Annotated in this window: 25 protein-coding genes; 9 read left to right on the forward strand and 16 right to left on the reverse strand. The window is 29.0% G+C overall.

Annotated features, from left to right (window positions below):
• Nucleotides 1–3: 3 nt before the first annotated feature.
• Genes Q0984_RS01010 through Q0984_RS01020 form a run of 3 tightly spaced genes read left to right on the forward strand, consistent with a single transcriptional unit; the run spans nt 4 to nt 3672 of the window.
• On the forward strand, nt 4–810 hold the full coding sequence (locus tag Q0984_RS01010) for a dihydroorotate dehydrogenase electron transfer subunit (protein WP_299522220.1): 807 nt from the start codon (nt 4–6) through the stop codon (nt 808–810).
• A 16-nt stretch (nt 811–826) separates the two neighbouring features.
• Nucleotides 827–1873 (forward strand): AI-2E family transporter, encoded by a 1047-nt coding sequence (locus tag Q0984_RS01015; protein ID WP_299522223.1) that lies wholly within the window; start codon nt 827–829, stop codon nt 1871–1873.
• Nucleotides 1874–1875: 2 nt separating this feature from the next.
• Nucleotides 1876–3672 (forward strand): DNA-directed DNA polymerase, encoded by a 1797-nt coding sequence (locus Q0984_RS01020; RefSeq protein WP_299522225.1) that lies wholly within the window; start codon nt 1876–1878, stop codon nt 3670–3672.
• 2 nt (nt 3673–3674) lie between these two features.
• On the opposite strand, the gene comC is transcribed toward Q0984_RS01020, so the two are convergent.
• From comC to psmB, 4 genes are all read right to left on the reverse strand, one after another.
• A complete protein-coding gene (gene comC, locus Q0984_RS01025; RefSeq protein WP_299522228.1) occupies nt 3675–4703 on the reverse strand; it encodes an L-sulfolactate dehydrogenase in 1029 nt (342 codons plus the stop codon).
• Nucleotides 4704–4733: 30 nt separating this feature from the next.
• Entirely contained in the window at nt 4734–5753 is a 1020-nt protein-coding gene (gene purM, locus Q0984_RS01030; RefSeq protein WP_299522231.1) for a phosphoribosylformylglycinamidine cyclo-ligase, read from the reverse strand.
• Nucleotides 5754–5842: 89 nt separating this feature from the next.
• Nucleotides 5843–7753: a beta-CASP ribonuclease aCPSF1 gene (locus Q0984_RS01035; protein ID WP_299522234.1), complete on the reverse strand. Its 1911-nt coding sequence runs from the start codon at nt 7751–7753 to the stop codon at nt 5843–5845.
• Between the two features lie 127 nt (nt 7754–7880).
• Nucleotides 7881–8495 carry an archaeal proteasome endopeptidase complex subunit beta gene (psmB, locus tag Q0984_RS01040; RefSeq protein WP_299522237.1) on the reverse strand — a complete coding sequence of 205 codons (615 nt, stop codon included), beginning with the start codon at nt 8493–8495 and terminating at the stop codon, nt 7881–7883.
• 208 nt (nt 8496–8703) lie between these two features.
• Between psmB and Q0984_RS01045 the strand changes: the two genes are divergently transcribed.
• A complete protein-coding gene (locus Q0984_RS01045; protein WP_299522240.1) occupies nt 8704–9441 on the forward strand; it encodes a class I SAM-dependent methyltransferase family protein in 738 nt (245 codons plus the stop codon).
• Here Q0984_RS01045 and cofG read toward each other — a convergent pair.
• The 5 genes from cofG to Q0984_RS01070 all read right to left on the reverse strand — a co-directional run bounded on the left by cofG (nt 9428) and on the right by Q0984_RS01070 (nt 14150).
• Nucleotides 9428–10510, reverse strand: coding sequence for a 7,8-didemethyl-8-hydroxy-5-deazariboflavin synthase subunit CofG (gene cofG, locus Q0984_RS01050; RefSeq protein WP_299522243.1), 1083 nt, complete (start codon nt 10508–10510; stop codon nt 9428–9430). The two genes, Q0984_RS01045 and cofG, sit on opposite strands and share 14 nt — an antisense overlap.
• A gap of 3 nt (nt 10511–10513) precedes the next feature.
• On the reverse strand, nt 10514–10954 hold the full coding sequence (locus Q0984_RS01055) for a DUF2120 family protein (protein ID WP_299522246.1): 441 nt from the start codon (nt 10952–10954) through the stop codon (nt 10514–10516).
• Nucleotides 10955–10958: 4 nt separating this feature from the next.
• On the reverse strand, nt 10959–11894 hold the full coding sequence (mptA, locus tag Q0984_RS01060; protein ID WP_299522249.1) for a GTP cyclohydrolase MptA: 936 nt from the start codon (nt 11892–11894) through the stop codon (nt 10959–10961).
• A 173-nt stretch (nt 11895–12067) separates the two neighbouring features.
• On the reverse strand, nt 12068–12541 hold the full coding sequence (locus Q0984_RS01065; protein ID WP_299522252.1) for an Lrp/AsnC family transcriptional regulator: 474 nt from the start codon (nt 12539–12541) through the stop codon (nt 12068–12070).
• A gap of 442 nt (nt 12542–12983) precedes the next feature.
• Nucleotides 12984–14150 carry a tRNA (guanine(10)-N(2))-dimethyltransferase gene (locus Q0984_RS01070; RefSeq protein WP_299522255.1) on the reverse strand — a complete coding sequence of 389 codons (1167 nt, stop codon included), beginning with the start codon at nt 14148–14150 and terminating at the stop codon, nt 12984–12986.
• A 104-nt stretch (nt 14151–14254) separates the two neighbouring features.
• Here Q0984_RS01070 and Q0984_RS01075 point away from each other — a divergent pair, with 104 nt between their 5' ends.
• Nucleotides 14255–15361, forward strand: a complete 1107-nt coding sequence (locus Q0984_RS01075; protein WP_299522258.1) for a DegT/DnrJ/EryC1/StrS aminotransferase family protein — start codon at nt 14255–14257, stop codon at nt 15359–15361.
• A gap of 8 nt (nt 15362–15369) precedes the next feature.
• On the opposite strand, the gene Q0984_RS01080 is transcribed toward Q0984_RS01075, so the two are convergent.
• On the reverse strand, nt 15370–15675 hold the full coding sequence (locus tag Q0984_RS01080) for an MTH1187 family thiamine-binding protein (RefSeq protein ID WP_299522261.1): 306 nt from the start codon (nt 15673–15675) through the stop codon (nt 15370–15372).
• A 54-nt stretch (nt 15676–15729) separates the two neighbouring features.
• Between Q0984_RS01080 and Q0984_RS01085 the strand changes: the two genes are divergently transcribed.
• Nucleotides 15730–16596: a TIGR00269 family protein gene (locus tag Q0984_RS01085; protein ID WP_299522264.1), complete on the forward strand. Its 867-nt coding sequence runs from the start codon at nt 15730–15732 to the stop codon at nt 16594–16596.
• Here the strand turns inward: Q0984_RS01085 and Q0984_RS01090 are convergent.
• The 5 genes from Q0984_RS01090 to comB all read right to left on the reverse strand — a co-directional run bounded on the left by Q0984_RS01090 (nt 16564) and on the right by comB (nt 21058).
• Entirely contained in the window at nt 16564–17505 is a 942-nt protein-coding gene (locus Q0984_RS01090) for a calcium/sodium antiporter (RefSeq protein ID WP_299522267.1), read from the reverse strand. The genes Q0984_RS01085 and Q0984_RS01090 overlap by 33 nt on opposite strands.
• A complete protein-coding gene (locus Q0984_RS01095; protein ID WP_299522269.1) occupies nt 17502–18833 on the reverse strand; it encodes a hemolysin family protein in 1332 nt (443 codons plus the stop codon). Before Q0984_RS01095 ends, Q0984_RS01090 begins: the two co-directional genes overlap by 4 nt.
• Before the next feature lie 24 nt (nt 18834–18857).
• Complete coding sequence (locus Q0984_RS01100; protein ID WP_299522349.1) at nt 18858–19070, reverse strand: DUF1922 domain-containing protein; 213 nt, start codon at nt 19068–19070, stop codon at nt 18858–18860.
• A 67-nt stretch (nt 19071–19137) separates the two neighbouring features.
• Complete coding sequence (locus tag Q0984_RS01105; protein WP_299522272.1) at nt 19138–20316, reverse strand: TraB/GumN family protein; 1179 nt, start codon at nt 20314–20316, stop codon at nt 19138–19140.
• A gap of 49 nt (nt 20317–20365) precedes the next feature.
• Complete coding sequence (gene comB, locus Q0984_RS01110; protein ID WP_299522275.1) at nt 20366–21058, reverse strand: 2-phosphosulfolactate phosphatase; 693 nt, start codon at nt 21056–21058, stop codon at nt 20366–20368.
• 59 nt (nt 21059–21117) lie between these two features.
• Here comB and Q0984_RS01115 point away from each other — a divergent pair, with 59 nt between their 5' ends.
• Complete coding sequence (locus tag Q0984_RS01115; RefSeq protein ID WP_299522278.1) at nt 21118–21633, forward strand: hypothetical protein; 516 nt, start codon at nt 21118–21120, stop codon at nt 21631–21633.
• 51 nt (nt 21634–21684) lie between these two features.
• On the forward strand, nt 21685–22605 hold the full coding sequence (locus Q0984_RS01120) for a methanogenesis marker 7 protein (protein ID WP_299522281.1): 921 nt from the start codon (nt 21685–21687) through the stop codon (nt 22603–22605).
• Between the two features lie 14 nt (nt 22606–22619).
• Here Q0984_RS01120 and mmp10 read toward each other — a convergent pair whose 3' ends face one another.
• Nucleotides 22620–23867: a methyl coenzyme M reductase-arginine methyltransferase Mmp10 gene (mmp10, locus tag Q0984_RS01125; RefSeq protein ID WP_299522284.1), complete on the reverse strand. Its 1248-nt coding sequence runs from the start codon at nt 23865–23867 to the stop codon at nt 22620–22622.
• Between the two features lie 591 nt (nt 23868–24458).
• On the opposite strand from mmp10, the gene mcrB reads away from it, so the two are divergent.
• On the forward strand, nt 24459–25790 hold the full coding sequence (gene mcrB / locus Q0984_RS01130; protein WP_299522287.1) for a coenzyme-B sulfoethylthiotransferase subunit beta: 1332 nt from the start codon (nt 24459–24461) through the stop codon (nt 25788–25790).
• Nucleotides 25791–25805: the final 15 nt, after the last annotated feature.

Genomic DNA, 25805 nt, shown 5'->3' on the forward strand with positions numbered 1-25805 from the left:
TTTATGAATAATGTTCCACAGATAGTTGAAATTAATGAAATTATTAAAGAAACTCCATCAATTAAAACTTTTATTTTTGATTGGGATATGGATAAATTTGGTGTTCCATCTCCTGGAGAATTTGTGATGGTTTGGAATTTCCATAATGAAAAACCAATGTCTATTTCTTTAATTGATGAAGAAAATTCTAGATTAGCTATTAGTGTTAAAAATGTTGGTGAATTTTCATCTCAACTTCATAATTTGAATGTTGGAGAAAAAATAGGAATTAGAGGTAGCTATGGAAATGGATTTTCAAATGATATCCGTGATAAAAAGATATTAGCTATTGGTGGTGGAGTTGGAATGGCTCCTATTAATGCAATATCTACTAATTTGCTTAAAAAAGGCAATACTGTTGATGTAGTTCCAGCAGCAGTTACAAAAGAGGAATTGCTTTTTGCAGATTCATTAAAGAAATCTGGAGCAAATGTTTTCCCATGTACTGATGATGGAAGTTTTGGATTTGAAGGATTTGCAACAGATTGTACTATAGGTTTACTTGAAGATAGGTCTTATGATTTTGCATTTGTTTGCGGTCCTGAGATAATGATGGCAGGAATTTATAATATTCTGGAAGAGTCTAAAATAAATGCAGAATATTCTTTGGAAAGATATATGAAATGTGCTCTAGGAATATGTGGTCAGTGTTGTGTTGATAATACTGGATGGAGAATTTGCGTAGAAGGTCCTGTTTTCAAAAATGATAAAATAAATAAAATTTCAGAGTTTGGAAAGTATCGTAGAACTGCATCAGGGATAAAACAATAAAATTAATGTGATTCTAATGGAAAAAAATTTGAAAGAATATATATCTCCTCCAGTAATGTTAATCCTATTTTTATTGGTGATTTCAGTAATGATTGTGTCTCCAGTTTTAAATATGGTTATATTAGGAGCTATATTAGCTTATGCAATCCGTCCATTAGCTAGAAAAATAAATCTAAAAATTAAATTCAAATCAATTTCTATTTTTGTAGCAATAATTTTAGTTATGATTCCATTGGTTCTTCTGATTGTATATATTATTTCAGTAATTTCAGGAGTTTTGTCTAATGTATTAATAGTTAATCCAAATGGTTTTAATTTAAATTTAGATACTCTTATTAATCAGTTAGTTAATAGTTTGCCACCTAATATAAGTTCAAATATTGATGTTGTAACACTTAAATCATCTATATTAAATGCTATAAAAGGCATTGGTAGTGTTGTATTGAATTATTTTGTAAGTTTAGCAGGTAAACTTTTTTCAATTTCAGTAGATTTGTTTATATTGTTTGCATCAATATATTACTTTATTAGAGATGGAGGTAATTGTTATAAATTTGTTGAGTCATTTATTCCTGAAAGCAGTAAAGATTTCTTCACACGAACTGTGGAGTCTGTTAAAGATGTTTTAAAAAGCATATTTTATGGACATTTTTTAACATCTTTGATAATTGGTATTATTGGGGCTATTGGATATTCATTATTAGGATATCCTCAGGGAGTGTTTTTAGGAGTACTTACAGGTATTTTTCAATTAATTCCTGTATTTGGACCTTGGCCGATTTATTGGACATTAGCTATTGTGGATTTAATTTCTGGAAATTATGTTAGGGTTGTAATTGTTCTTTTATTTGGATTTTTCCTTAGTTTAAGTGATATGTATATCAGACCGGCATTATCAAGTCATTATGCAGATATCCATCCTTTAATTTTACTTATAGGATTTTTAGCAGGTCCTTTAGTTTATGGGATTGTAGGATTTATTTTAGGTCCGTTAATATTGGGAATAACTTATGCTGTTTTAGATAATTTTAGAATAGAACTTAATAAGAATAAAGAGGATTAAATATGGAAAAAAATGTTGTTATTTTGGATATTGATTATGTTATGTATGAAGATAAATCTATAATTCGTTTATTTTCAAAGGAAGGAGATAAAAACATTGTTTTGTTAGATGACACTTTTGAACCATATTTATATGTTATTCCTGAAAATGACTTTGAAGAATGTCAAAAACAAATCTTGGATAATTTAGAGGATGTTAAAATCCAAAAAGTTATTAAAAAAGATTTCCAAATAGAAAAAACTTTCTTGAAATTAACTTTTTTAAATCCTCAGGATTTAGCTAAAAATAGGGATAATTTGAGTGATTTAGATCAGGTGGCACATATAAGGGAATATGATATTCCATTTTATAGAAGATATTTAATTGATCGTAATGTTGTTCCAATGACTGAAGTTAAAGCTTGCGGTGAAAAAATTGATTCTTTTTTAAATTTGGATTCTAAAAAACATGATTTGGAAATTATTAAACTTAATAAACCTCTTGAATGTATAAGGGATGATTTACAGGATTTTAGGATTTTAAGTTTTGATTTGGAAGTTAGAAACCCTCATGGTATGCCTAACTCAGAAGTTGATGAAATAATCATGATTGGTGTGGCTAGTAATTTTGGAATAAATCAAGTTATTTCAACTAAAACAAATTCTAAGGATAGGGATGATTTTGTTAATCAGGTAAGTTCTGAAAAGGAGATGATTGAAACATTTATTGATGTTGTTAAGAAAAACAATGTGGATATTATTGTAGGATATAATTCAGATAACTTTGATTTCCCTTATCTTAAAGATAGAGCTAAAGTTTATGGATTGGATTTGGATTTGGGAATGGATGATTCTAATATTAAGTTTATTAGAAGGGGTTATGCTAATTCTGCTTCATTTAAAGGTTTAATTCATGTTGATTTATATCTTGTTATGAGAAGATACATGACTTTAGAGAGATACACCTTAGAACGAGTTTATTATGAATTGTTTGGTGAAGAAAAGATTGATGTTCCTGGAGAGCATATTTGGGAATATTGGGATAGTGATTCAACACAATTAGATGATTTGTTTGATTATTCATTAGATGATGTGATTGCCACATTAAAAATTGCTCAACAAACACTTCCACTTAACTTAGAACTTACTCGTATTGTAGGACAACCTCTTTTTGACTTAAGTCGTATGGCTACAGGTCAACAAGCTGAATGGTTTTTAGTTAAAGAAGCATATTTTGATAATGAAGTTGTACCAAATAAGCCTGGAGGATCAAACTTTGCAATTAGAGCAGCTGAAGAAGATAATGAGGGGGGTTATGTTAAAGAACCTGAAATAGGTCTTCATGAAAATTTAGTCCAATTTGATTTTAGAAGTCTATATCCTAGTATAATTATTTCAAAAAATATTTCTCCAGATGTATTGGTTATTGGTGAGGTTGAAAATAGGGAAGAGTATAATATTTCTCCTGAACATGATTTGAAATTTAAAAAATCACCAAAAGGATTTATCCCATCAGTTATATCTAAAATTCTTGCTGAAAGATTTAAGATTAAAAGAGCTATGAAAGCATCTGTGGATCCAACTGAAAAAAAGACTTTAGATGTACAACAACAGGCTATAAAACGATTAGCTAATACTATGTATGGTATTTATGGTTTTCCAAGATTTAGATGGTATTCTTATGAATGTGCAAAAGCTATTACATCTTGGGGTAGGCAATATATTAAAAAAGCCATGAAAAAAGCAGAAGATTATGGTTTTTATGCTATATATGCGGATACTGATGGTTTTTATGCTAAATATAAAAAGAAGGAAGAATAAATTTATTCTTCTAAATATGAATTGAAATCAATGTCTAGATTGTCACAGATTTCTTTTAATTGTTCGTATAATTTTTCATCAATTTCCATTCCATTAGCTTCAGCGTTAGCTATTTTTTTAACTTCTAAATCTCCTGGAAGGGAAACATTTTCTCCTGCAGCTCTAGCTTGAGAACAGAAATCTTCAGTTTTTGCTTTGAAGTCTTCCATTGAACCAAATTTGCTTGGGTCAATAGCTATGTATAAATCACCTTTGGTACAGTCTTTTGTTGGTGAAGCAGTACCTGTAACTCCTTTTCCATATCCTGCATTTACTAAAGGTCCAGTTAATATTTCAATCATAAATGCTAAAGCATATCCTTTAAATCCACCAAATGCTAAAATGGATCCTTCAAGTGCTTCATCAGGGTCAGTTGTTGGGTTTCCATCTTTATCTAATGCCCAACCTTCAGGTAATTCTAATCCTTTTCTTTTAGATTCTAATATTTTTCCACGAGCAGTTACTGAAGTAGCCATATCTACAGAGATGTATGAATCACTTGGAATACCAATAGCTATTGGGTTAGTTCCAATAAGAGCTTCACTTGCACCAAATGGAGCAATAGCAGGGTCAGTGTTTGCAATTACAGTTCCTATAACTCCATTTTTAATAGCAATATCTGAATAAAATCCAGTTACTCCAAAATGATTTGAATTATGGACACCAACACAACCAATACCTACTTCTTTAGCTTTTTGCACTGCTAAATTCATAGCTTTATATGCAACAGCTTGTCCAAATCCACTATTACCATTTATTAATGCAATAGCTGGAGTTTCTTTTTCAATAGTTATATTATCTTTTAAGTTTATAGTTCCTGATTCAATACTAATTATGTATTGTGGGAATCTACCAAGTCCATGTGAGGTAAATCCTTTTAAATCTGCATCAATTGTAGCTTCTGCTACTAATTGACTATCTTCTTCACTTGCCCCTAATTTTTTCAATATCTCTTTTACAAGAGCTATTTCATTATCTTTCATTATTTTCATTTCTTTTCACTCTCCTTTCTAGTTATTGAATCAGTATGTAACTTCGCTACCTTCAAAAGTTTTAACTGTAATTTTTTCATCATCTGTGACTTCTCCGATGATTTGGCAGTTACAGTATTCTTTTAAGGTGTTTATTATTTTTTCAGCTTCATCTTTATTAGTAATTACAACAAAACCAATTCCCATATTGAAAACTTTATACATTTCTTCAAGAGGAACATTTTGTTGATATATAAGTTTGAATATTTCAGGAGTCTCTGGAAGATTATTTATATTGTATCCAACACCTTTTTTCAAACGTCTAAGATTAGTAAAGCCTCCACCAGTTATATGTGCTAATCCATGGATTTCATATTCTTTATTAAATAATGCAACAATAGGTTTAACATATAATTCAGTTGGTCTTAATAATTCTTCTCCAATTGTAGTATTGCAGTTAGGCATTTTGTCATCAATTGAAAATCCAGCATCATCAAATAATGCTTTTCTAGCTAAACTATATCCATTTGAATGAATACCATTACTTTCAATACCTATTAAAACATCTCCTGCTTCGATATTTTCGCCAGTAATGATTTTATCAATATCTACAAAACCAATTCCAGTTCCTGCTAAATCAAAATCTTTTATTATTCCTGGAAGTGATGCAGTTTCTCCACCAATTATTGAAATTTTAGATTCTTTTGCTCCTGTTACAAGACCTTCAGCTATTTTTTCAGCTCTTTCGGGGTCTGGATGTTCTACTGCAAGATAATCTACTAATGCTATTGGTTCTGCACCAACACAAAGAATATCATTTACAACCATAGCTATGCAGTCTATACCGACAGTATCGTATTTATTCATCATTTCAGCAATTAATATTTTACTACCTACTCCATCAGTACTCATTGCAATAGCTTTGTCACCTAATTTAACTAATGCAGCATAATGACCGCTATCAGTTATTATATCTCTATATTCTAATGTTGATTTAAGTTTTGATGCGAGTTTTGAAACAGTAACTGCTTCAAGATCAATATCAACACCAGATTCTGAATAAGTAACCATTTTTTTAACACCTAGTGGTATTTTTATTTTTTTAAATCAATAAAAATATTAAATTATATTATTATATTTATTTCAATTAGTATTTATTTTTAGTGTATTCTTACACTATCTAAATTTATAGGACTTTTAGTTTCAATTTTATAACTTCTATGTATTGATGAAGCCAAGTCTGTTGTTTTATAAGGATCTCCATGACAAGTAATAACTTTATCAGGTCTTGGATTAAGTCTTTTTACATAATCCATTAATTGGCGTCTATTAGAGTGTCCACTGAATCCATTAATGGTTTTAATTTCCATCTTGACATTAAATACTTTTGTTTTATTATCTTCTTCAAGAGGTACTTCTTTCCATCCTTTTTGGATTCTTCTACCTAATGATCCTTCTGATTGATATCCTACAAAGATTAATGTGTTTCTATCATCTTCACATAACCATTTGAAGTATTCTACTGAATTACCTCCAGTTAACATACCTGAGGTTGATAAAATAATCGCAGGACTATTACTTTCAACAATATCTTTTCTTTGATCCAGATTTTGAACTTTATTAAACATATCTGAGATAAATGGATTCCTGCCCATGTGGAATATTTGGTCTCTTAAATCTTTACTTAAATATTCTGGTCTTGCAGTATGAATAGCTGTAGCTTCCCAAATCATTCCATCAATGTAAATTGGGACTTCTTCAATCATTCCATGTCTCATATATTCTTCAAGTACTACCATAAGTTCCTGCGCTCTTCCTACAGCAAATACAGGTACTAAAACTTTTCCACCACGTTTTAAAGTTTTGTAGATGGTTTTCATCATTTCTTTTTCTGCAGAATTTCTTGAAGGTTGTATGTCTTCACGACCTCCATAAGTACTTTCCATAATTACTGTTTCAGCACGTGGGAATCTGAATGTTGCAGGTTCAAGTAATCTGCTTCTTTCATATTTGAAATCTCCAGTATAAACTAAATTATGAGCTCCGTCACCAATATGCATATGTGAAATAGCTGAACCTAAGATATGTCCTGCATTATGTAATGTTAATCTAATGTCTGGAGAAATATCAGTTACTTCACCATAATCTAAAGTTATAGTATGTTTAATAGCTTTTTGCACATGTTTTACATTAAATGGTAGTGGATTTCCTTCTCTGTGAGCTATGTCAAGATGATCTAACTGTAAAAGTGTTGTTAAATCTCTTGTTGGAGTAGTACAATAAATAGGCCCTTCATATCCATAATGGTAAAGGTAAGGTACGAATCCACAATGGTCTAAGTGAGCATGAGAAATAATAACTGCATCTAATTCTTCAATTGAAAATTCTGGCACATTCAAATAAGGAAATGCATTTTTATTATCTGATGCAGCCACGTTAACACCACAATCTAATAATACTCTACTGTTTGGTGTTTGTAAAAGCATAGATGAACGTCCAACTTCTTTAAAACCACCCATAGATGTTACTCTAGCCCAATCATTTGGATGTTTGGTTCCTTGGTGGATTTGTTTACCAAGACGTTGTAACATTTTTTTCCTGTCTTTACTGCTGCTTTTTAAGGTTGTTCTAATTTTTCCAATCACATCTGAACTTATTGGTGGTGTTCTTAAAATTTTAGGTGCCCATCCAGTATTTTTAACAATTTCTCTAGATGTTACACCATATTTTCCAATAACAAGCCCAGGTTTTTTTGCAGTTATAACTACTTCACAAGTTACTGTGTCAAAGTAGATGTCAGTAATTTCTGCTCCTTCTGGAACTATTTCATGAACTTTTTTAATAGTTTCTTCTGGAGCTAATAATGCACTTTTATCTGATCTAATAATAATTCTTTTTCTAAGTTCTTTAGCTAATGATCGTATAAGATCCCCATTGTCAGTTATGATTTCTGGGTTTTTAGTGTAAAGTACCACTTCAGGTCCTTCAAACTCTACTTTAGCAACCTGTGCATTTTTTGGTAACTTTTGCATTATTTCTTTTTTGATATCTTCTAAAATCTCTGAAGTCATATAATCCCTTCAAAAAAAAGTATTGTGTAAATATAGTTTATGAAAAAGCTTGATGCTATAATTAGTTTAAACTTCATAAACTATTTACACATTTATATAAAAAGTAGTTAGTTATGAAAAATAGTTTCTATATCTTTGCTACAATATCATTAACCTTTTCATTATCTAACATTTCAAAGCCGTCTTCTGTTACTTTAGCTACTAAGTATCCATTTCCTGAAAATGTATCACGTTCGCTAGCAGCTTTGATAGCTCTTATAGCTATTTCTAATCCTTCGTCAGTTGTAATTTCTTCATGGTATCTGTCTTCGAGAACACCATATGCTACAATAGAACCTGATCCTGTGGATATGTATGTATCTTTAATCATACCTCCTGCTGGGTCAAGAGAATATAATGAAGGTTTATCTCCATCCATTCCTCCAAGTAATGTTTGAACATACATTGGACCTGAACGTAAAATGTTTGCAGTTACTGATGCAGCAGCTTTAACACTCATATTATCATTATTTCTCATTTGATAAAGTGAAACTTCTGCTTCAATTATTTTCATTAAATTTTGAGCATCTCCAACACTACCAGCAATGGTTGTTACGATATGATCATTTATTTTAAATATTTTTTCAGCGACTTTGTGAGCTACAAGGTTTCCCATACTAGCTCTCCTTTCGCTAGCGAATACAACACCATCTTTACAGGTTATTCCTACAGTTGTTGTACCTTCTAATATTTTATCATCCATGTTAAACACCTCATGTAAGTATTTAAAATATTTGTATTTTTCAACTATATTGTAGGTTATACATAAAATTTATTATATAAACATGTAATTTTCTATATTAATATTTATAAAATCAGAATCAATTAATTAGTATAAACTAACTAATATTACATTATGTATTTACATATATAAAGTTTTCTTTTTAAGATACTTTAATGGAGTTTTGTTAATGAAATGGAAAAAGATAGGGGACATTTTAATATTGGATAACAAATTTGATGTACAATCTAATATGAATCTAGATGAAATTGCAAATAAACACAATGTTAAAACTATTATGAAAGTTGATCATATTTATGGTACAAAAAGAGAACCTGTCATTAAATTATTATATGGTACAGAAACTGAAACAATTAATAAAGAGAATAATTGTCTTTTTAAATTAGATTTAAAAAAAGTCATGTGGTCTAAAGGAAATAATAATGAAAGAATAAGAATTGCTCGACTTGTTGAAGATAACGAAACAATAATTGATATGTTTGCCGGAATTGGTTATTTTTCAATTCCTATTGGAGTTCATAGTAATGCAAAACAGATTTATTCCATGGAAATAAACCCTAATTCATTTTATTATTTAAATGAAAATATTAAATTAAATAAAATAAAAAATATAACTCCTTTACTTGGAGATTGTAAAGGTTTAACTCCTAATTATAAAGCAGATAGAATTATCATGGGCTATGTGAAAACAACACATCATTATTTAAAAATAGCTGTAGATAGTTTAAATAAAGGAGGAATTATTCATTATCATGAAACAGTCCCTGAAAAATTAATGGATGTTCGTCCGATAAATAGAATTCGTGAAGCATCTGAAAATCGTGATGTAGAATTTTTAAAATTAAATACGGTTAAGAAATACTCTCCTGGAGTATTTCATGTAGTGTGTGATGCTAGGATAAATTAGATATTCTTTCAAGTAGAAGTTCATTTAACCATGTTTCATTAATATATTTTTCATAAACACATAATCTTTCAGTTAATCTGAATCCCGCATCATTAGTTAATCTTTTTAGTTCATCTAATGTTGGCCAAGGAGATGTTGGATTTACATAATCTGGACTCACTGGAGAAACACCACCCCAGTCATCTGCACCACATAATAAGAATATCTGTGCAGTGTCACGATTTAGATTAGGTGGAACTTGAATACTAACATCTGTATTTTTAAATAATAATTTTCCAGCTATTACAGTTCTAACCATATCTAAAAATGTTGGTTCTATCCAATTTTCCATTTCAATTCCAGGACTACTTGTAAAATTTTGAATAATTACTTCCTGGATGTGACCATATGTATCATACAGTTTTTTAATTGCTATTAAAGAATCAGCTATTTCTTCTTTTGTTTCACCGATTCCAATTAAAATCCCTGTTGTGTATGGTATTTTAAGTTTCCCTGCATTAGCTATTGTTTCTAATCTGATTTTAGGATTTTTACCTGGACTTTTATTATGTGCTATTGTAGTCATTAATCGTTCAGAACTACTTTCGAGCATCATTCCCATTGAAGCATTTACTTCTTTTAACTTTTTTAGATTATCATAACTAAAATTACCACCATTAGTGTGGGGAAGTAGTTTTGTTTCATCCAAAGTCATTTTACAAATATCAAAAACATAATCAATCATGTTTTCATAACCATACTGGGATAATTTTTCTTTTACTGATTCCTCTTCATCAGCATCTTCTCCAAATGTAAATAAAGCTTCACTACACCCATATTTTTCAGCTTCCTTTAAACTAGCTAATATTTCTTTTTTTGTTTTTAAGATAATTGCACTAGAATCATTTGGACTTTTTTTAAAATTACAATATCCGCAGTCATTTTTACAAATTTCAGTTAATGGTATGAAAACATTTTTAGAATATGTAATAATATTATTCTCCCGATATTTTGAAGTTTCTTTCATAAATTCAATTATTTCACTATCTGTTGAATTTAATATCTTGAGAATTTTTTCTTTTGTTTGCATGGTTTATTCTTCTTTTTCTGAGACAGTTACTTCAACGTATAATGGTGGGAATCCATGTTTATCTTCCCAAATTGCGATTACAACATAACAACAAGGTATTTCAAAGGCTTTATATTCAATTACAAGTCCCATAGCTTCAAGTTCTTCACGCATTCTTTCTAAGCCATGTTTATCTATATTGTTTGTTTGACCTTCACTCTTTTGTATGTTTTTATCTCCAATTTGTAGAATTTCAGAAATCTTTTTTGAATGAGGTTCAATTTCCTGACCATTTATTTTAACTCCAATTTCATCAAGTTTGGAACTTAATTCATCAATAGGTAGTGTTTTTCTTGATCTGCCTCTTACGATTAATATTCTTTTATTGTCAATAGCAGGTCTTGATCCTTTAAAAGCATCAAAAAATCCCATTACTTCTCCTGCGATTTCATAGAATTTTTGCATTAAATCATATCCTTAATTCTTCTTTTAATTCGCCCATTGTTGTTACTTTTTCTGCAAAAGCATTGTGTCTATGGATACTTTCATGATTTTCTTGACGTGAAGTAATTAAAGTGTCTTCTGGGAAGTCAGAATACTTTTTAGCTATTTTTTTCATCATGTTTCTTACACAGTCTTCAACAAAAACAGGTTTTTCATGTGCATTTAAAACTGTAGCATTTTCATCAGGTCTTTTTAATAATTCACAAACTGGAGAACTCATAGATTCTTCAATTATTTGAATTATATCTTCTCCTTTAACTTCTCTACCTTCTGGAACTTCAATTAATAATGTTCCAACACCTCTTTGGTTGTGTGATGCGAAAGTTACAGTATCTAATACTTTTTGAGTAGTTTCTTCATCTAAGAATTCTAATAATTTATTTTTGTTGGATTCTTTTACAGATTCTTGTGCACATGGACAGACAGTCATTCCAATAACTTCTGCACCGATACTTTTCCTAATTTTGATTTCACCATTTTCTCTATAACCAATAGCTTTAGCTTTAAGTTTAGCCATTTCTTGTGTTTTATTTTTAGTTACTGGTGATTCTCTCATAAACATGTAATCAGTAGTCATTGATATTTCAACACGTTTAGCATATTCGTGTTTAGACATCATTTTACTTACTATTTTAGCACATAATGTTTCTACTTCTACTGAGCTGTCTTTAGCTACTTCTTCTAGTACTTCACTGATAGCTTCAGGATTTCTAGACATGTGCACTCCTTTTTGATCATTTGGTAAGTCTACAAATGCATCAAATGTAGGTACTAAAATTATAGGTCTTTTGTTATTTCTTTCGAGTTGCAATAATTTTTTAACTCCAGTTACTCCTACTCTTGTTAATTTAATAGGTATACTAGGAGTATCATCTTGGGTGTCAGGTAAACAAACTGCCATTTAATAACCTCTAATAATTATTTTGTAATATTATGTTTTTTGAAACTTATATATTTTAAGCTTATTTTTTGGCAATTTTTTAAGTAAAAATAGGTTATTTGGTTTGTATGTATGATAGATTAATGTTAAAAGAATATATGTGATGGTTTGGTTTTATAAGTTAATTACATGTTTTATAAAATATTTGAAGATCCCATATCTTCTTTTATAACATCTAATACTGTTTGGGTGTATGTTCTTTCTATATTTGGGTCTTTAACTAGGTCTTTAATAAAAATATTTAATTCATTTGTATCTCTGAATTTAGCTACTAAAAATGCATCATATTCTCCAGTTACATCATAAATTCCTACTATATTTTTATTGTGGTAAATTTTTTCTTCCCAGCTTTTGAGTTTTCCACCTCTAACTCGTACACCAATAATAGTTGTAAGTACATATCCTAATATTTCATGGTCAATTATCGGTGAAAATTTTTTAATCACACCAGTTTTAACCATTTTATCAATACGATTGTGGACAGTTCCAACAGAAACATCCAAACTACGTGATATTTGTCTGTAGGATGTTCTAACATCTTCATTGATTATTTTTAAAATGTTGACATCAGTGTCATCCAGTTGGATAAAATTATTTGTATTAGCCATATTCATAACCTCTCTGTAATCATAATACTTGTTAAATAATAAACAAGAATATGTTTATGTTTAATTGTTATGTGTTTATATTATATAAATTATTCGTACATTTTTTAGAATTTTTAATATTATTTTAAATGTAGTTCTAAAAAATTGATTTTATTTTATATATTATTTTTCATGAATCTTTGAATATTATTCGGATACATATATGTTTCAATCATGGTTATTAAGTTAGTAACCTATTGGTGTTGCACTAAATAATATATATTAATTTATTTTATTATCTGAATAATATTGGTATTAAAAATAGTTTTCCTAATTAATATTATAATTATATTATATTTTGTTTGAAAAAATAAATATTAATGAATTTATATTCATTTAATATTTTTTATAAATTTTGGATGATATTTAATTTTTTCACTATTTGGGTAATTTGAATATTTGTTTAATTTGAAGAAGATAATTTGGTTATTACTTCTTTGAGCTTGTTTATTGATGCATCGGTTTTTATCCCTAATGGATTAAAATGGGTTTTTGTAGCTCCAATACCTTCTTTTTCAAGATTATCAAATACTAAATCAAGTTTCGGTGCACTAATTTTCAATGATTTACAAATTTTATGAACATCATAAAATGTAGCAGGGCTGTTTGATTCATCACGACATGCAGTTAATAGTTTTAATAATTCATTTTTTGTGTTTAATGTTTTATTTTCTGATTCTTCAATCATTTTAGATATAAATTCTTCGTTTTGAATTGGACCCAGCCATAATGGGCCTGCTTGAATCAATTTTTCACCACATTCTGGACAAATATTTGGTGTAGATGTAGCTAATCCTTTGTTTTGTTCTCTGTATAAACAATGTTTACAATGGCTGATATATCCGATATTTTTTAAACATTCATCACTTTTTTTAGAACCTTTTTTAATTTCTATATATAAACGCATATAATGTTCAGTACTGTGGGATAATTTAACTTCTATAGATTTACTATATTTAGCTAATGTAAGTGCAACAAATCCTGCTAATATCCGAATACCTGTTTCATGACAGTATTCACTTTTGTAAGGTTTTGAATTATATTTTCGGATGCATGGTTCTTTGTATGTTCCACATAATGCAGAGGTATCAGTAGCAGTGACACATAACAATGAATTTCTACGTAAACAGTACCCTGCAGAATCTAAAAATGGTGAAGGAGTTCCAAATGGATCAATATCTATAACATCAAATTCTCCCCGATGCATTCTTAAGAACATACTTGCATCATGTTGAAATATTTCAATATCATTTAAATTATTTAATTTAACATTATGTCTTTCATATTCATTTGCAGTTTCACTAATGTCATTTATAAATACTTGATCCACGCCGTTAATTTCATTTTTATAACGAACACCGCGTATTCCACTACCTCCAAATAAATCACAAATATTTATATCTCTATTTTCTTGTTTTTGAAAGGTCTGTAGTGCTAAAATAGAAATATCTCTATTTAATTCCATATGAGGGTTATAAAAAACAGGTGCTTCAGATGAAATTTTATCAAATTCAGGAAATTGAATTTTTGTTAATCCCTCTTTAACTGTTTTAATATTATATTCATCCATAATTTATCACTTTTTAAAATAATCAAGTAATATTTTAAATATTATTAGATTTAAATATTATTGTAAGTTTAAATTAATCTATTTTTATAGAATTTGGTGATAAAATGGCGGATATTAAAGTTCCAATTGCAAAACCAATAATTGGAGATGAAGAAATTAAAAATGTTGTAGAAGTTTTAAAATCTGGTATGATTGCTCAAGGTCCAAAAGTAGCTGAATTTGAAGAAAAATTTGCTGCTTGGATTGGAACTAAATATGCAATTGCAACTAATTCTGGAACTTCTGCATTACATGTAGCTTTACTTGCAGCAGGAATTGGTAAGGGTGATGAAGTAATTACTACTCCATTTACATTTATTGCTACTGGAAATTCAATTGTTTACACAGGAGCGACTCCTGTTTTTGCAGATATTGATTTAAAAACATATACTATTGATCCAGATAGTATTGAAGCATTAATTACTGATAAAACAAAAGCTATTTTACCAGTTCAATTGTATGGTCAATCTGCAGACATGGACAAAATTAATGAAATTGCCAAAAAACACGACTTAAAAGTCATTGAAGATGCAGCACAAGCTCATGGAGCAATGTATAAAGGTAAAAATGTAGGTTCATTAGGAGATGCAGGATGTTTTAGTTTTTATCCTACTAAAAACATGACTACTAGTGAAGGAGGAATTATAACTACTGATGATGAGGAATTAGCTAAAAGAGCACGGATGTTTAGAGCTCATGGATCCAGTATAAAATACACTCATGATGAAATTGGTTATAACTTTAGAATGACTGATATTTCTGCAGCTATAGGTCTTGCACAATTAAATGTCATTGATGGATTTAATGATAAAAGAATAGCAAATGCAAAATATTTAAATGAAGGTTTAAAAGATGTTGATGGTGTAATTACTCCATATTCTACTGATGATTTGAAACATGTCTATCATCAATACACTATTCTTATTGAAAAAGGAAAAAGAGATGATTGGGTTAAATTTTTAAATGAAAAAGGAATTGGAACTGGTGTTCATTATCCTATTCCATTATATGATCAACCAATTTATGAAAAATTAGGATTTGAAGGAAGCGCTCCAAATGCAGAGCTTGCAGCAAATCATGTAATTTCATTGCCAGTACATCCTTCATTAACACAAAAAGATTTAGATTTAGTTATCGAAGCTGTTAAAAAAGCTAGTGATAGCTTTAATTAATCTTTTTTTTATTTTAACATTTTATTTACAGTATCAACTTTAGCATCTAAAGTTCTATTTTCTAAATCACGTCTATCATCAACTTTAATCACAGTATAAACTCTACCAATTCCAGTTTTAAATACTGCTTCTTGAGCATTAGCTATTGCTTCATATAATTCTTTAAGATTTTGAGCTTCTATTTGAGTTCCCATTCCAGTTAATTGATAATTAAGTCCGGAATCTTTAATAGCTTGAACTGCTGCAGTAACATACTCTTTACATTCTGTATCTTTAGTTCCAACAGGTAATATTGCGAAATCTGCTGTTATCATTTTTAATTCACCTAGTAAAATTATTTATTTATCTTATTATAAATTTATTTAGTAATGGTTCAATTAAACAAAAAAGAATTTAATGAAAAAATATTTACAAGAATTAATAATTTAATTAAGGATTATAATTTAATAGAAGAACATGAATTAATAGCTGTTGCATTATCTGGTGGTAAAGATAGTGTTTTAACATTACATGCTTTAAAAAATTATCAGGATTATTTAGATTTTGATTTAATAGCTATTAGTGTTGATGAGGGTATTGAAGGTTATCGTCAACATGGTATTGATGCAGCTATTGATAATGCGGAAAAATTGGATATTAAATTAATTCAAAAATCATTTAAAGATGAAGAAGGTTTTACTTTAGATGATGTTTATAGTGGTTTTAAAAGTGCATGTATTCCATGTGGAGTTTTTAGAAGGAATATTTTAAATAAAACTGCTTTTGAATGTGGAGCAAAGAAGATAGCTACTGGACATAATCTTGATGATGAAATTCAATCTTTTTTAATGAGTTTTGCCCGTGGTGATTTAATTAAATTTTCAAAATTTGGACCTCAACTTGATGTTATTCATCCTAAGTTAATTCCACGTATCAAACCGTTATGGAATACTCCAGAAAAAGAAGTTGGAACTTGGGCAGTTTTAAATGATATTAATATTCATTTAGATGAATGTCCTTATTCTCATTTGTCTTTAAGAGCTAAAATAAAAGAATTTTTAAATAATAATGAGGATATTTATCCTGGAATAAAAAATAATATTATGGAATCATTTCAAAAGATTTTAACTTTTGAAAGTGATATTCCAAGTAATTTAAATGAATGTAAGTTATGTGGTGAACCTACATCTTCAGATATATGTAAAGCCTGTGAATTAAAAAAATTAATTTCTAATAATCACAAAAGCCATATATAATATGAATAATCCAATTAAGATTATTCCTTCTTTTCTATCAAATTTATTTTGACTTTTACCAAATATGAAACATAAAATTGTAATGAATATCATTAAAGCTAAGTCGATAATCATATTTGAACTTACGGTAATTGGATTTATAGCACTGCTTAAACCTAGCACAAATAAAATATTAAAAATATTTGATCCGATTACATTTCCAATAACTAACTGATTTTCATTTCTTTTTAAAGCGGTTAATGAAGTTACAAGTTCAGGTAATGATGTTCCAATAGCTACAATTGTTAATCCTACTAATGTTTCACTCATTCCACAAGCTATTGCTAAATATGATGATGAATTAACAACTAATTGAGCACCAAGAATAATTGCAATAAGTCCTATGATGACATAGAGAATACTTTTTCCAATACCAAATTTAGGTTTTTCAACAAAGTCTGCTCCTTTTGATTTTTTAGAGGTATATACTAAATGTGCTGTATAGATTATTATAAGGATTAATAATATGATTCCTTCAATTCTTGTTAAATCCCAGTTTAATAATATGAATCCTACTAATAATAAAGTGATAATTAATAAGAATGGAATATCTTTTTTAAGTACATTTTCTCCAAGTTTTAATTCTTTAAGTAGTGCACATATACCTATAATTCCTAAAATATTAAAAATATTACTTCCAACTACATTACTGACTGCTAATGCATTACTTCCTTGTAGAGATGCAGATATGGATACTGCAGCTTCTGGTGCACTTGTACCAAAAGCTACAATAGTTAATCCAACAACTAATGTTGGAATTTTTAAAATAGTTGCTATATTACTGGATCCACTTACAAAGACATCTGATCCTTTTATTAAAATTCCAAATCCAACTACAAGTAAAATAATTTGAATTAATAACTCAATCATTCTTCCACCTCTTCGGATGTTTCTTCTTGAGGACCTAAATCAGTTACAAGAACTTTATCAATTTGATGTCCATCAATGTCTAATATTTCAAAGTTAAATCTATCCCATTCAAACTCTTCATTTTCTTCAGGGATTTTACCACTTAAACTTAAGATAAATCCAGCTAATGTTGTGTATTGATCTTCTTTTTCATCTGGAAACTCTTTTTCATAATCAAAGAGTTCTTTAAATTTATCAATTTGGAATCTTCCATCAATTAACCAACTACCGTCTATTCTTTGTGTAGCTAATGGGTCATCTGTTTCGTCTATACCTGGAATATCTCCAACAATTCCTTCAAGTAAATCATTTAAAGTTATTAAACCTTCAACACTACCAAATTCATCAACAGCAAGTGCCATGTGAACATACTCTTGATTTTCTTTAAATTCTTTCAATAATTCTAATGTTTCAAGATTTTCAGAAACGACTAAAGGTTTTTTAATAATTGTGTTTATATCAAATTCATCTTCACTAAATAAAAGTGAAAGAATATCTTTTGCTTGAACTACTCCAATAAAATCATCTAATTCTCCGTTAGATATTGGGAAAATGGATCTTTTACTTTCCATGATTTTAATTTCATTAACTCTTCTATCATCTTCTAAATCCACCCAAATAATTTCATTTCTAGGGGTCATTATACTTTCGACTTTTTTATCATCAAGCTTGAATACTCTTTTAATAATGTCTTCTTCTTCTTTTTCAATAGTCCCGTCTTCTCTTCCTTCTTCAATTAATAATTCAATTTCTTCCTCAGTTACTATTGATTCAGATGAACTTTTCATACCTATAGTCCATAAAACGAAATCAGTTGATTTAGCAAGAATTATACTAATAGGTTTACAAACTTTTGATAAAATAACCATGCTTTTAGCTAATTTTAAAGAAACTTTTTCAGGGTTATTTAATGCAATAACTTTTGGTACAATTTCCCCAATTACTAAAGTTAAATATGTTGTAATAATAACAACAACCAAAATACTTATTGTGGAACTGTATGGTACATAAGGTCCAATTAATTGGGATAATGGTTCAGCTAATGTAGCTCCTCCATATGCACCAGTTAAAATACCTATGAGTGTAATACCAATTTGTACAGTGGATAAAAATTGATTTGGATCTTCTGCGAAGTCTATGATTATTTGAGCACTTTTATGCCCTTCATTTAATAATTTTTCTAATTTTGCTTTCTTTGTCGAAACAACGGCTAATTCAGCCATTGATAAAATCCCTGTAAGGATAATTAATATGATTATTAATACTATTTCAAATATTACGTTAGCCATTTTTGAACAGACCTTTTGTTGAAATTATAATTCACTAGCTCGTTGAAAACCAGTGTTTCCATATATTTCGTCTTGCATTTCTTGAACTGCTAATGATGCTTCTTCACGAGTTTCTACTTTCTTAAATATTCTGCGTTGTTTTACTTTGAGAGTTTTTCCACAAACACATTTACGAGTAGCTACTCCTTCTTTGGTATATAATACTCTTCCACAGTCACATCGAAATATGAAATACATAGTAATTAATTCCATTTTTTTTATTTAATAATTATGTAAGTATACTTTAATAAAAATTATTATTTTTTTATCCACCAAATATTTTCATAAATAATGGAATAAATACTTGTGATGGCAATATAACGAGTGTAGCTATACTAACACCTAAATTAGTTCCAACTACTACAAGTAAAATTCTAACTATATTGTTGTGCCATAATTCTTTTAAACTTTTGACTTTGCTAAGATTAGCTATGTCTCTTTTTCTAACTTTTCTATATTTTGCTTCAACTAGTCCTGAAAACCATCCTGCAGCAAGTAATGGGTGGATTATAGTTAATGGAGCTACTACTCCTCCAACAATAGCTGATTGAATTTTTGATCCAGAAAGAATTGAACCAATAAATCCCATTATCATACTTATAACAATGAATTCGTAGATGTTCCAGGTTATATTAATCCCACTAATGTAGGCCAGAAAAAATATCACAACAAATAATATTGGAATTAAAGCAAGAATAACTTTAAACCATGGAATTCCATTTTTCTCTTTAACTACTTCTAATTTTCTTAAAGGTGGAATTGTTTCAGGATTATCGAGGTATCTGTTAATTCCTGGTTTATGTCCTGCACCTACAACAGCTATTACATGGTCTTGAGGTATTCTTAAAATATTTCCTGCAAGATATGCATCTCTTTCTTTTACAAGAACTTCATATACTTTTGGAGATTCCTCTTTAAAGAATTCCATTACTTCATCAAGATTTTCAGGATTTTTTAATTCTTCGATATCAATTTCCGCTTCTTCATTACTTGAAAAAATAGATGTAAGTAAACTAAATGCAAATTTAAGTTTTTCTACAAATCCCATTTTATTAAGTGCTCTTTGTAATGTTGTGTTTATATCTCTGTCAATTAATGCAATAGGGATTTCTAAATCTTCAGCAGCTTCAATTGCACCTATCATTTCTGATCCGGGTTTTACATCAACATCTTCTCCAATTTTAGATTGGAAATATGAAAGAATTGTAGTAGCTAAAAATAATCCTACTTTCTCTTCTTTAATAATTTTTGAAACAGAAATAGTGTCATCTTCTTCAATACCCATCATTTCATTTTTCAATCGAGTATATCGACCTCTATCTAATTCAATAGCCACTACTTCTGGATGTTGCTCATAAATTGTATTTTTAACTTCTTCTACACTATTTGCAGATACATGAGCAGTTCCTATTATAGTTAAACATTCTCTTTTCAAAAAAAACACATCTGTTATATTATGTTATAGTATATATTTTAACAATTTGTATATAAATCTAATCTTTAATTAATTTTAAAATAGTATCTTCGTAAATAGCTACATTTGAGCTTATGTTTTTAAGTACACAACAATCAATATCTTTCTTGGAATTAAGTCTAGTTAACTTTTTTCCAGAATTACAGTTATAAAATCCCTTTTTTAAGGAATCGTAGTCTCTACTAGCTAGTATTGCAGCTTTTGCATAATCACTTAATTCACATTTATCTTTTAATTTTTTATAAATCCAATAAAGAATCTCACCGGAAGCTAAAAAATCTTCAAGAGCAAAATTTCCTTTATAACCAGCCATTACAACATCAATTTCATTTTTAGCTATTTCAACACTTTTGTACCCTACAGCTTTTGCATTTACCATAGATCCAACAAGGACTGTAGAATCCATTTTTTCAAGAATTCTAGTTCCATTGCTTGTAGTTAATATTAATGTTTCAACATCAGTTTTGTAATTTTCAACATCTTTTGGAGAATTTCCAATATCAAAACCATCAACACGTTTTCCATTACGTTCTCCAGCTAATATTCCGCCAGTCTTGTTTTTTAACTCAAAAGCTTCTTCTGGAGTGAAACAAGGGATGATTTTATTAAAATTATTCAAAGCTAATGTAATTGTAGTACTTGCCCTAAGTGCATCGACCATTATTGATGTATCTTTTGTTTGTGTTTTCTCAAAACTTAATGTGACTTTCATAATCCATATTTATAAAAATTAATTAATTTTAAATTTTACTTTTTATAATAATTATTATTATGAAAATTGTCACAACACCAATGTGTGAGGAAATTGTAAAATTAGCAGGGATAAAAAATTATAATGTTAATAAACATCCATCTAAAAAAGATGGAGATTTAGCTATTTTACTATCTGAGAGTAAGGTTGAAATAGATGCTATTCCAATCAAACTTAATTCTTCAACTCAAATTTTTGAAAGTATTAAAAAATTAGATTTTAATAATAGCTTAAATGATGATGAAATAATTTCCTTTTTTGATAATTATCCACTTTCTAAAAAATACCTTAATAATATTAATAATAAGAATATTCGAGTTAAAGTTTATTCTAATTTTTTAAAAGATACTGTTGAAAGTATGGGTTTTGTCATTGATGATAAAAATTATGATTATGTGATTTATCCAGATTATTTAAAAGAAAATGTTCAAAAAGAATCAAAAACATTAATTAAAATTCCATCTCATGGTAAAGTGTCTAAAAATCCTTTTGAAAGGATTGAAAAAAGATATGAAATTTTGGAAAAATTAATATAATTGATGTGTAAAAAAATTATGTAATAAATAATATGGTGAGGGTTTTGAGAAATGTATGAAACATTAACATTTACTGGTGGGGTTCATAAAAGTGAAGAAATTAAAGAACTTATTGAAGATTTAGGTGGCTTTATTCTTCAAGAAAATATTCAACAAATGGAACTTGTTTTAAATTTAGCTGTTCCTATGGAAGATGTGGATATTATTAAAAATAAGGCTAAAGAACTACTTGCTAAAGTAACAATCGCTCCAATGGCAGGTTCTGAAATAGCTATTGTATCTCCAACACTTGCAAGACATCATCTCCCTCATGCAGCATGTGATATTTCAGAATATTTACGTGAATTTGGTGCTAAAGATAATATGATTGGTTTAGCTCGGGGTGATGGAAAAGGAACTTCTGGTATTACTGAAGAAGAAAAAAGCTTAATTGAAGAGCATGATGTTGCTGTTTTTGCATTAGGTAGTTTTAAGAATTGTATTCAGGAAAAATCCTTTTTATATGATGATATTAATATTCCAGTTATTGTAACAGGAGCTCCAGAGATTCCTATTGAAGAACTTCCAGGTGCTGATGCTTATGTTGGAGGACTTGGTAGAATTCCAAGAAGACTTAAAAGAGGTCATGATATTAGGGCGCTAGATAAGTTAGTTGAAACAATTGAAACAATTTTAAATAATAAAAAAAAGGAAATGGCATTGGATTCACCATTAGTGCCATCTATTGTAGTTAAAAATGCTATTGAAAATCAAGTAGATGTTATTAAAGACATTATATCTCCAGCACCTATTACTGCACAACTTGATGGAGTTAGAGTAAAATTAAATTATGATAAATATCATGAATTAATTGAGAATGTGATAATTGATGGTAAAGAATTAAGTGAATTAGCTGAAATTAAAAAATCTTTTATGTATGATTATATTTTGGTAAAAATCCACACTGAAAGCTTTATTATAGATGATTCTTAATTAATCTCTCTTTTTTATATTTTCATACCAAAGAAGTTAATAGCATCAACTAAATCGTTAAATTGAGTTAATTCTTCTTCAATAACATTTTCATCAGTTTTATCAAAACTAAGTTCTCCATCTATTGTTAAAGTATCAGGTCCTCTACCTACAATACGTTCTAAACCATCTGAACTTAAAATTCTTTCAGCATCTAACTGATGAACAAAAGCACGGCCTGGAATAATAACTGCTTGTTTTACTTCACTTAAATCAATTTGTTCTAAATCTTCTTTTGTAATTAGGCAAGCTATTTCTTTTGGAACACCAATTATATTTACATTTTCAGCACCTATTTTATCAAATATTTTGCTTATGTATGGTGCAGCTATTTTAGATGTAATTAATGTAGCTTCTCCAGTTACTTTCTTGATAAATTGTAAAAATATTTCATTTTCATCTTTAGCTATTGCAAATGGCCCTCCAGTTTCTGGATCACATAGTGGAGTACCAGTTACTCTAAAATTATATTCTTTATTAATATCTTTAACTAGTTGTTCAAATTCTTCAACAGGTTGAGATTCAATTCCTTTAATGATAGGTTCATTACCTAAAATTAATCCTTCATTAAATGTGTTTGCAAATCTCATTAATATAAATCCTTTAGCACCCCATTCTTCTAAAGTATTACAAGTTTGTCTAAGTACATCACCATCATTAACTCCAGGAATTATTACTCCAGCACCAGTTAAATTAATATTTTCACAAAAAATTTTACAGGCTTCTAATGCTTCTTCAGGTTTTTGATCTTTTACCCATTGTTTTCTAAGTTTGGGATCTGTTGAAAAAACAGTAAAAGTAACTTCATCAACACCATTGTTAATTAATCTTGAAGCTATTTCACTATCAGTAATACCTTTTCCACATGTATATCCTAAATGAGAATTAAGTGAAAACTGGTTTAAGTTTGCTGTTAAATTTTCAAGATGGGGATAACAGCTAACATCACCTCCTCCACTAATATTTGCTTTAATATTATTTCCTCTAAGATTAGGTTGCATCATCAAAGCATTTTGGACTTCTGTAATTACTTCAAAAGGAGATTTAAACTCACTTTGTGCATCAGCTATTCCTTTACTACATCTTTCACAGCCAATTTTGTTAGGTAAACAGTGTGCACAACCAAATGATTTAACATCTTTTACTTTTCTAAAGTAACAGTATTTACAAAAACCATTACAATCTTTTCCAGGAATGCCTCCTACATCTGCTACAACTTGCATAATATTTTTAATTATGTTTTTAGTATTATATAAATTAATTTAGTATTACTTTAGCTATTTTTCATATTAATTTTGATTTTCCTAAATAATGATTATTTTAATAGTATTATATATAATAATTTATACTTTGTTTAAAGAATAATTTTTTTATTATATTAAATCACATTATTTTTGTTATTATTTTAAATTTTCTTTTAAAAATTGGTTCAATATTTAATTTAAAACTGAATTTAGTTTATTAATTTTTTATTTATTTATATATTATGTTTATAGTAGTTAGTAACTGTTGTTTTAATTAAATAATAGTTTTAATAATGTTTTATAGTAATTAAGAATGGATAAATTTATTTTAAAAGTATTACTTTTAATCTTCTTTTTCCTATTTTTTTGGGATTTCTTATGCTTTATAAACTTTTCTAAATTATCTAAGGGGTAATGTTTATATTATATCTTAATTAAAATAAGACTTGTATACCATATGGCTAGCTATAATGCAAAAATTATTGTGTATGGCTTTACCTTATTTTGAGATAAAAACTTACTCAAATATAAGTGGTATATTAAATACTCTATTTAATTAGGAGGGAAAAAATGGCAAAGTATGATGATAAAGTCGATTTATACGACGATAGAGGATCATTAGTCGTATCTGATGTCCCAATCGAAGCTTTAAGTCCACTCAGAAACAGTGCTATTCAAAACATCGTTAAAGGTGTTAAAAGAACTGTTGCAGTAAACTTAGAAGGACTTGAAAAATCTGTCAAAACTGGTTCAGTCGGTGGAGACAAATCTAAAATATTAGGAAGGGAATTAGATCTTGATATTGTAGCAAATGCTGGTGCAATTGCAGAAAAAATGAAAGAAATGATACAAATTTCTGAAGATGATGATACTAAAGTTGAACCTATTTCCGGAGGTAAAAGATTATTAGTACAAGTTCCATCTAAAAGAATTGATGTAGCTGCAGAATACTCTGTTGCTCCATTATCTACCGCAACTTCCTTAGTACAAGCTATTATTGATGTATGTGACGTAAGTATTTACGATGCAAACTTCGTAAAAGCTGCAGTATTAGGTAGATACCCACAATCTGTAGATTACAAAGGATCAAACATTGCTACTATGTTAGACATTCCACAAAAACTCGAAGGTGCAGGTTATGCTTTAAGAGGAGTTAAAGCAAACGATTTCGCTGCTGCTACCTTAAAAAACACTTTCCAAGCAACTGCTTTAGCATCTATTTTCGAACAAACTGCTATGTTTGAAATGGGTGATGCTGTAGGTGCATACGAAAGATTACACTTATTAGGTTTAGCTTACCAAGGTATGAATGCTAACAATATGGTTTTAGATTTAGTTAAAGATAATGCAAAAGAAGGCACTGTTGGTAGTGTTGTAAACGGAACTATCGCTAGAGCTGAAGCTGACGGAGTTATTGCTCCTCAAAAAGATTTAACTGATTTCTCAATTTATAACACTGATGATGCAGCTTTATGGAATGCATATGCTGCTGCTGGTGCTACTGCTGCTGTTATGGTAAACGTTGGTGCTGCTCGTGCTGCTCAAGGTATTCCATCTACTTTATTATACTTCAATGATAACATTGAATTTGCTACTGGTTTACCAAGTATTGACTACGGTAGAGCAGAAGGTGTAGCTGTAGGATTCTCTTTCTTCAGTCACTCTATCTATGGTGGAGGAGGCCCAGGTCTCTTCAACGGTAACCACGTTGTAACTAGACACAGTAAAGGATTCTGTATCCCTTGTGTAGCTGCTGCTATGTCCTTAGACGCAGGAACACAACTCTTTTCACCAGAAGCAACTTCTGGTTTAATTAAAGAAGTATACAGTCAAGTTGATGAATTTAGAGAACCTCTCAAATATGTTGCTTTAGCAGCTGATGAAATTAAAGGTGACATCTAATTAATTTAATATTAA

The organism is uncultured Methanobrevibacter sp. (assembly GCF_934746965.1).
Taxonomy (GTDB): Archaea; Methanobacteriota; Methanobacteria; order Methanobacteriales; family Methanobacteriaceae; genus Methanocatella.

Excerpts from the sequence above, each read along its gene's own strand:
- Q0984_RS01015 (WP_299522223.1), top strand. The coding sequence starts at position 827 with ATGGAAAAAAATTTGAAAGAATATATATCTCCTCCAGTAATGTTAATC.
- Q0984_RS01095 (WP_299522269.1), bottom strand. The coding sequence starts at position 18,833 with ATGGCTAACGTAATATTTGAAATAGTATTAATAATCATATTAATTATC.
- mcrB (WP_299522287.1), top strand. The coding sequence starts at position 24,459 with ATGGCAAAGTATGATGATAAAGTCGATTTATACGACGATAGAGGATCA.
- comB (WP_299522275.1), bottom strand. The coding sequence starts at position 21,058 with ATGAAAGTCACATTAAGTTTTGAGAAAACACAAACAAAAGATACATCA.
- Q0984_RS01010 (WP_299522220.1), top strand. The coding sequence starts at position 4 with ATGAATAATGTTCCACAGATAGTTGAAATTAATGAAATTATTAAAGAA.
- Q0984_RS01020 (WP_299522225.1), top strand. The coding sequence starts at position 1,876 with ATGGAAAAAAATGTTGTTATTTTGGATATTGATTATGTTATGTATGAA.
- Q0984_RS01080 (WP_299522261.1), bottom strand. The coding sequence starts at position 15,675 with ATGATAACAGCAGATTTCGCAATATTACCTGTTGGAACTAAAGATACA.
- Q0984_RS01065 (WP_299522252.1), bottom strand. The coding sequence starts at position 12,541 with ATGGCTAATACAAATAATTTTATCCAACTGGATGACACTGATGTCAAC.
- Q0984_RS01120 (WP_299522281.1), top strand. The coding sequence starts at position 21,685 with ATGTATGAAACATTAACATTTACTGGTGGGGTTCATAAAAGTGAAGAA.
- cofG (WP_299522243.1), bottom strand. The coding sequence starts at position 10,510 with ATGCAAACAAAAGAAAAAATTCTCAAGATATTAAATTCAACAGATAGT.
- Q0984_RS01090 (WP_299522267.1), bottom strand. The coding sequence starts at position 17,505 with ATGATTGAGTTATTAATTCAAATTATTTTACTTGTAGTTGGATTTGGA.
- Q0984_RS01100 (WP_299522349.1), bottom strand. The coding sequence starts at position 19,070 with ATGTATTTCATATTTCGATGTGACTGTGGAAGAGTATTATATACCAAA.
- Q0984_RS01075 (WP_299522258.1), top strand. The coding sequence starts at position 14,255 with ATGGCGGATATTAAAGTTCCAATTGCAAAACCAATAATTGGAGATGAA.
- comC (WP_299522228.1), bottom strand. The coding sequence starts at position 4,703 with ATGAAAATAATGAAAGATAATGAAATAGCTCTTGTAAAAGAGATATTG.
- Q0984_RS01035 (WP_299522234.1), bottom strand. The coding sequence starts at position 7,753 with ATGACTTCAGAGATTTTAGAAGATATCAAAAAAGAAATAATGCAAAAG.
- psmB (WP_299522237.1), bottom strand. The coding sequence starts at position 8,495 with ATGGATGATAAAATATTAGAAGGTACAACAACTGTAGGAATAACCTGT.
- Q0984_RS01115 (WP_299522278.1), top strand. The coding sequence starts at position 21,118 with ATGAAAATTGTCACAACACCAATGTGTGAGGAAATTGTAAAATTAGCA.
- mptA (WP_299522249.1), bottom strand. The coding sequence starts at position 11,894 with ATGGCAGTTTGTTTACCTGACACCCAAGATGATACTCCTAGTATACCT.
- Q0984_RS01070 (WP_299522255.1), bottom strand. The coding sequence starts at position 14,150 with ATGGATGAATATAATATTAAAACAGTTAAAGAGGGATTAACAAAAATT.
- Q0984_RS01055 (WP_299522246.1), bottom strand. The coding sequence starts at position 10,954 with ATGCAAAAATTCTATGAAATCGCAGGAGAAGTAATGGGATTTTTTGAT.
- Q0984_RS01045 (WP_299522240.1), top strand. The coding sequence starts at position 8,704 with ATGAAATGGAAAAAGATAGGGGACATTTTAATATTGGATAACAAATTT.
- Q0984_RS01085 (WP_299522264.1), top strand. The coding sequence starts at position 15,730 with ATGGTTCAATTAAACAAAAAAGAATTTAATGAAAAAATATTTACAAGA.
- purM (WP_299522231.1), bottom strand. The coding sequence starts at position 5,753 with ATGGTTACTTATTCAGAATCTGGTGTTGATATTGATCTTGAAGCAGTT.
- mmp10 (WP_299522284.1), bottom strand. The coding sequence starts at position 23,867 with ATGCAAGTTGTAGCAGATGTAGGAGGCATTCCTGGAAAAGATTGTAAT.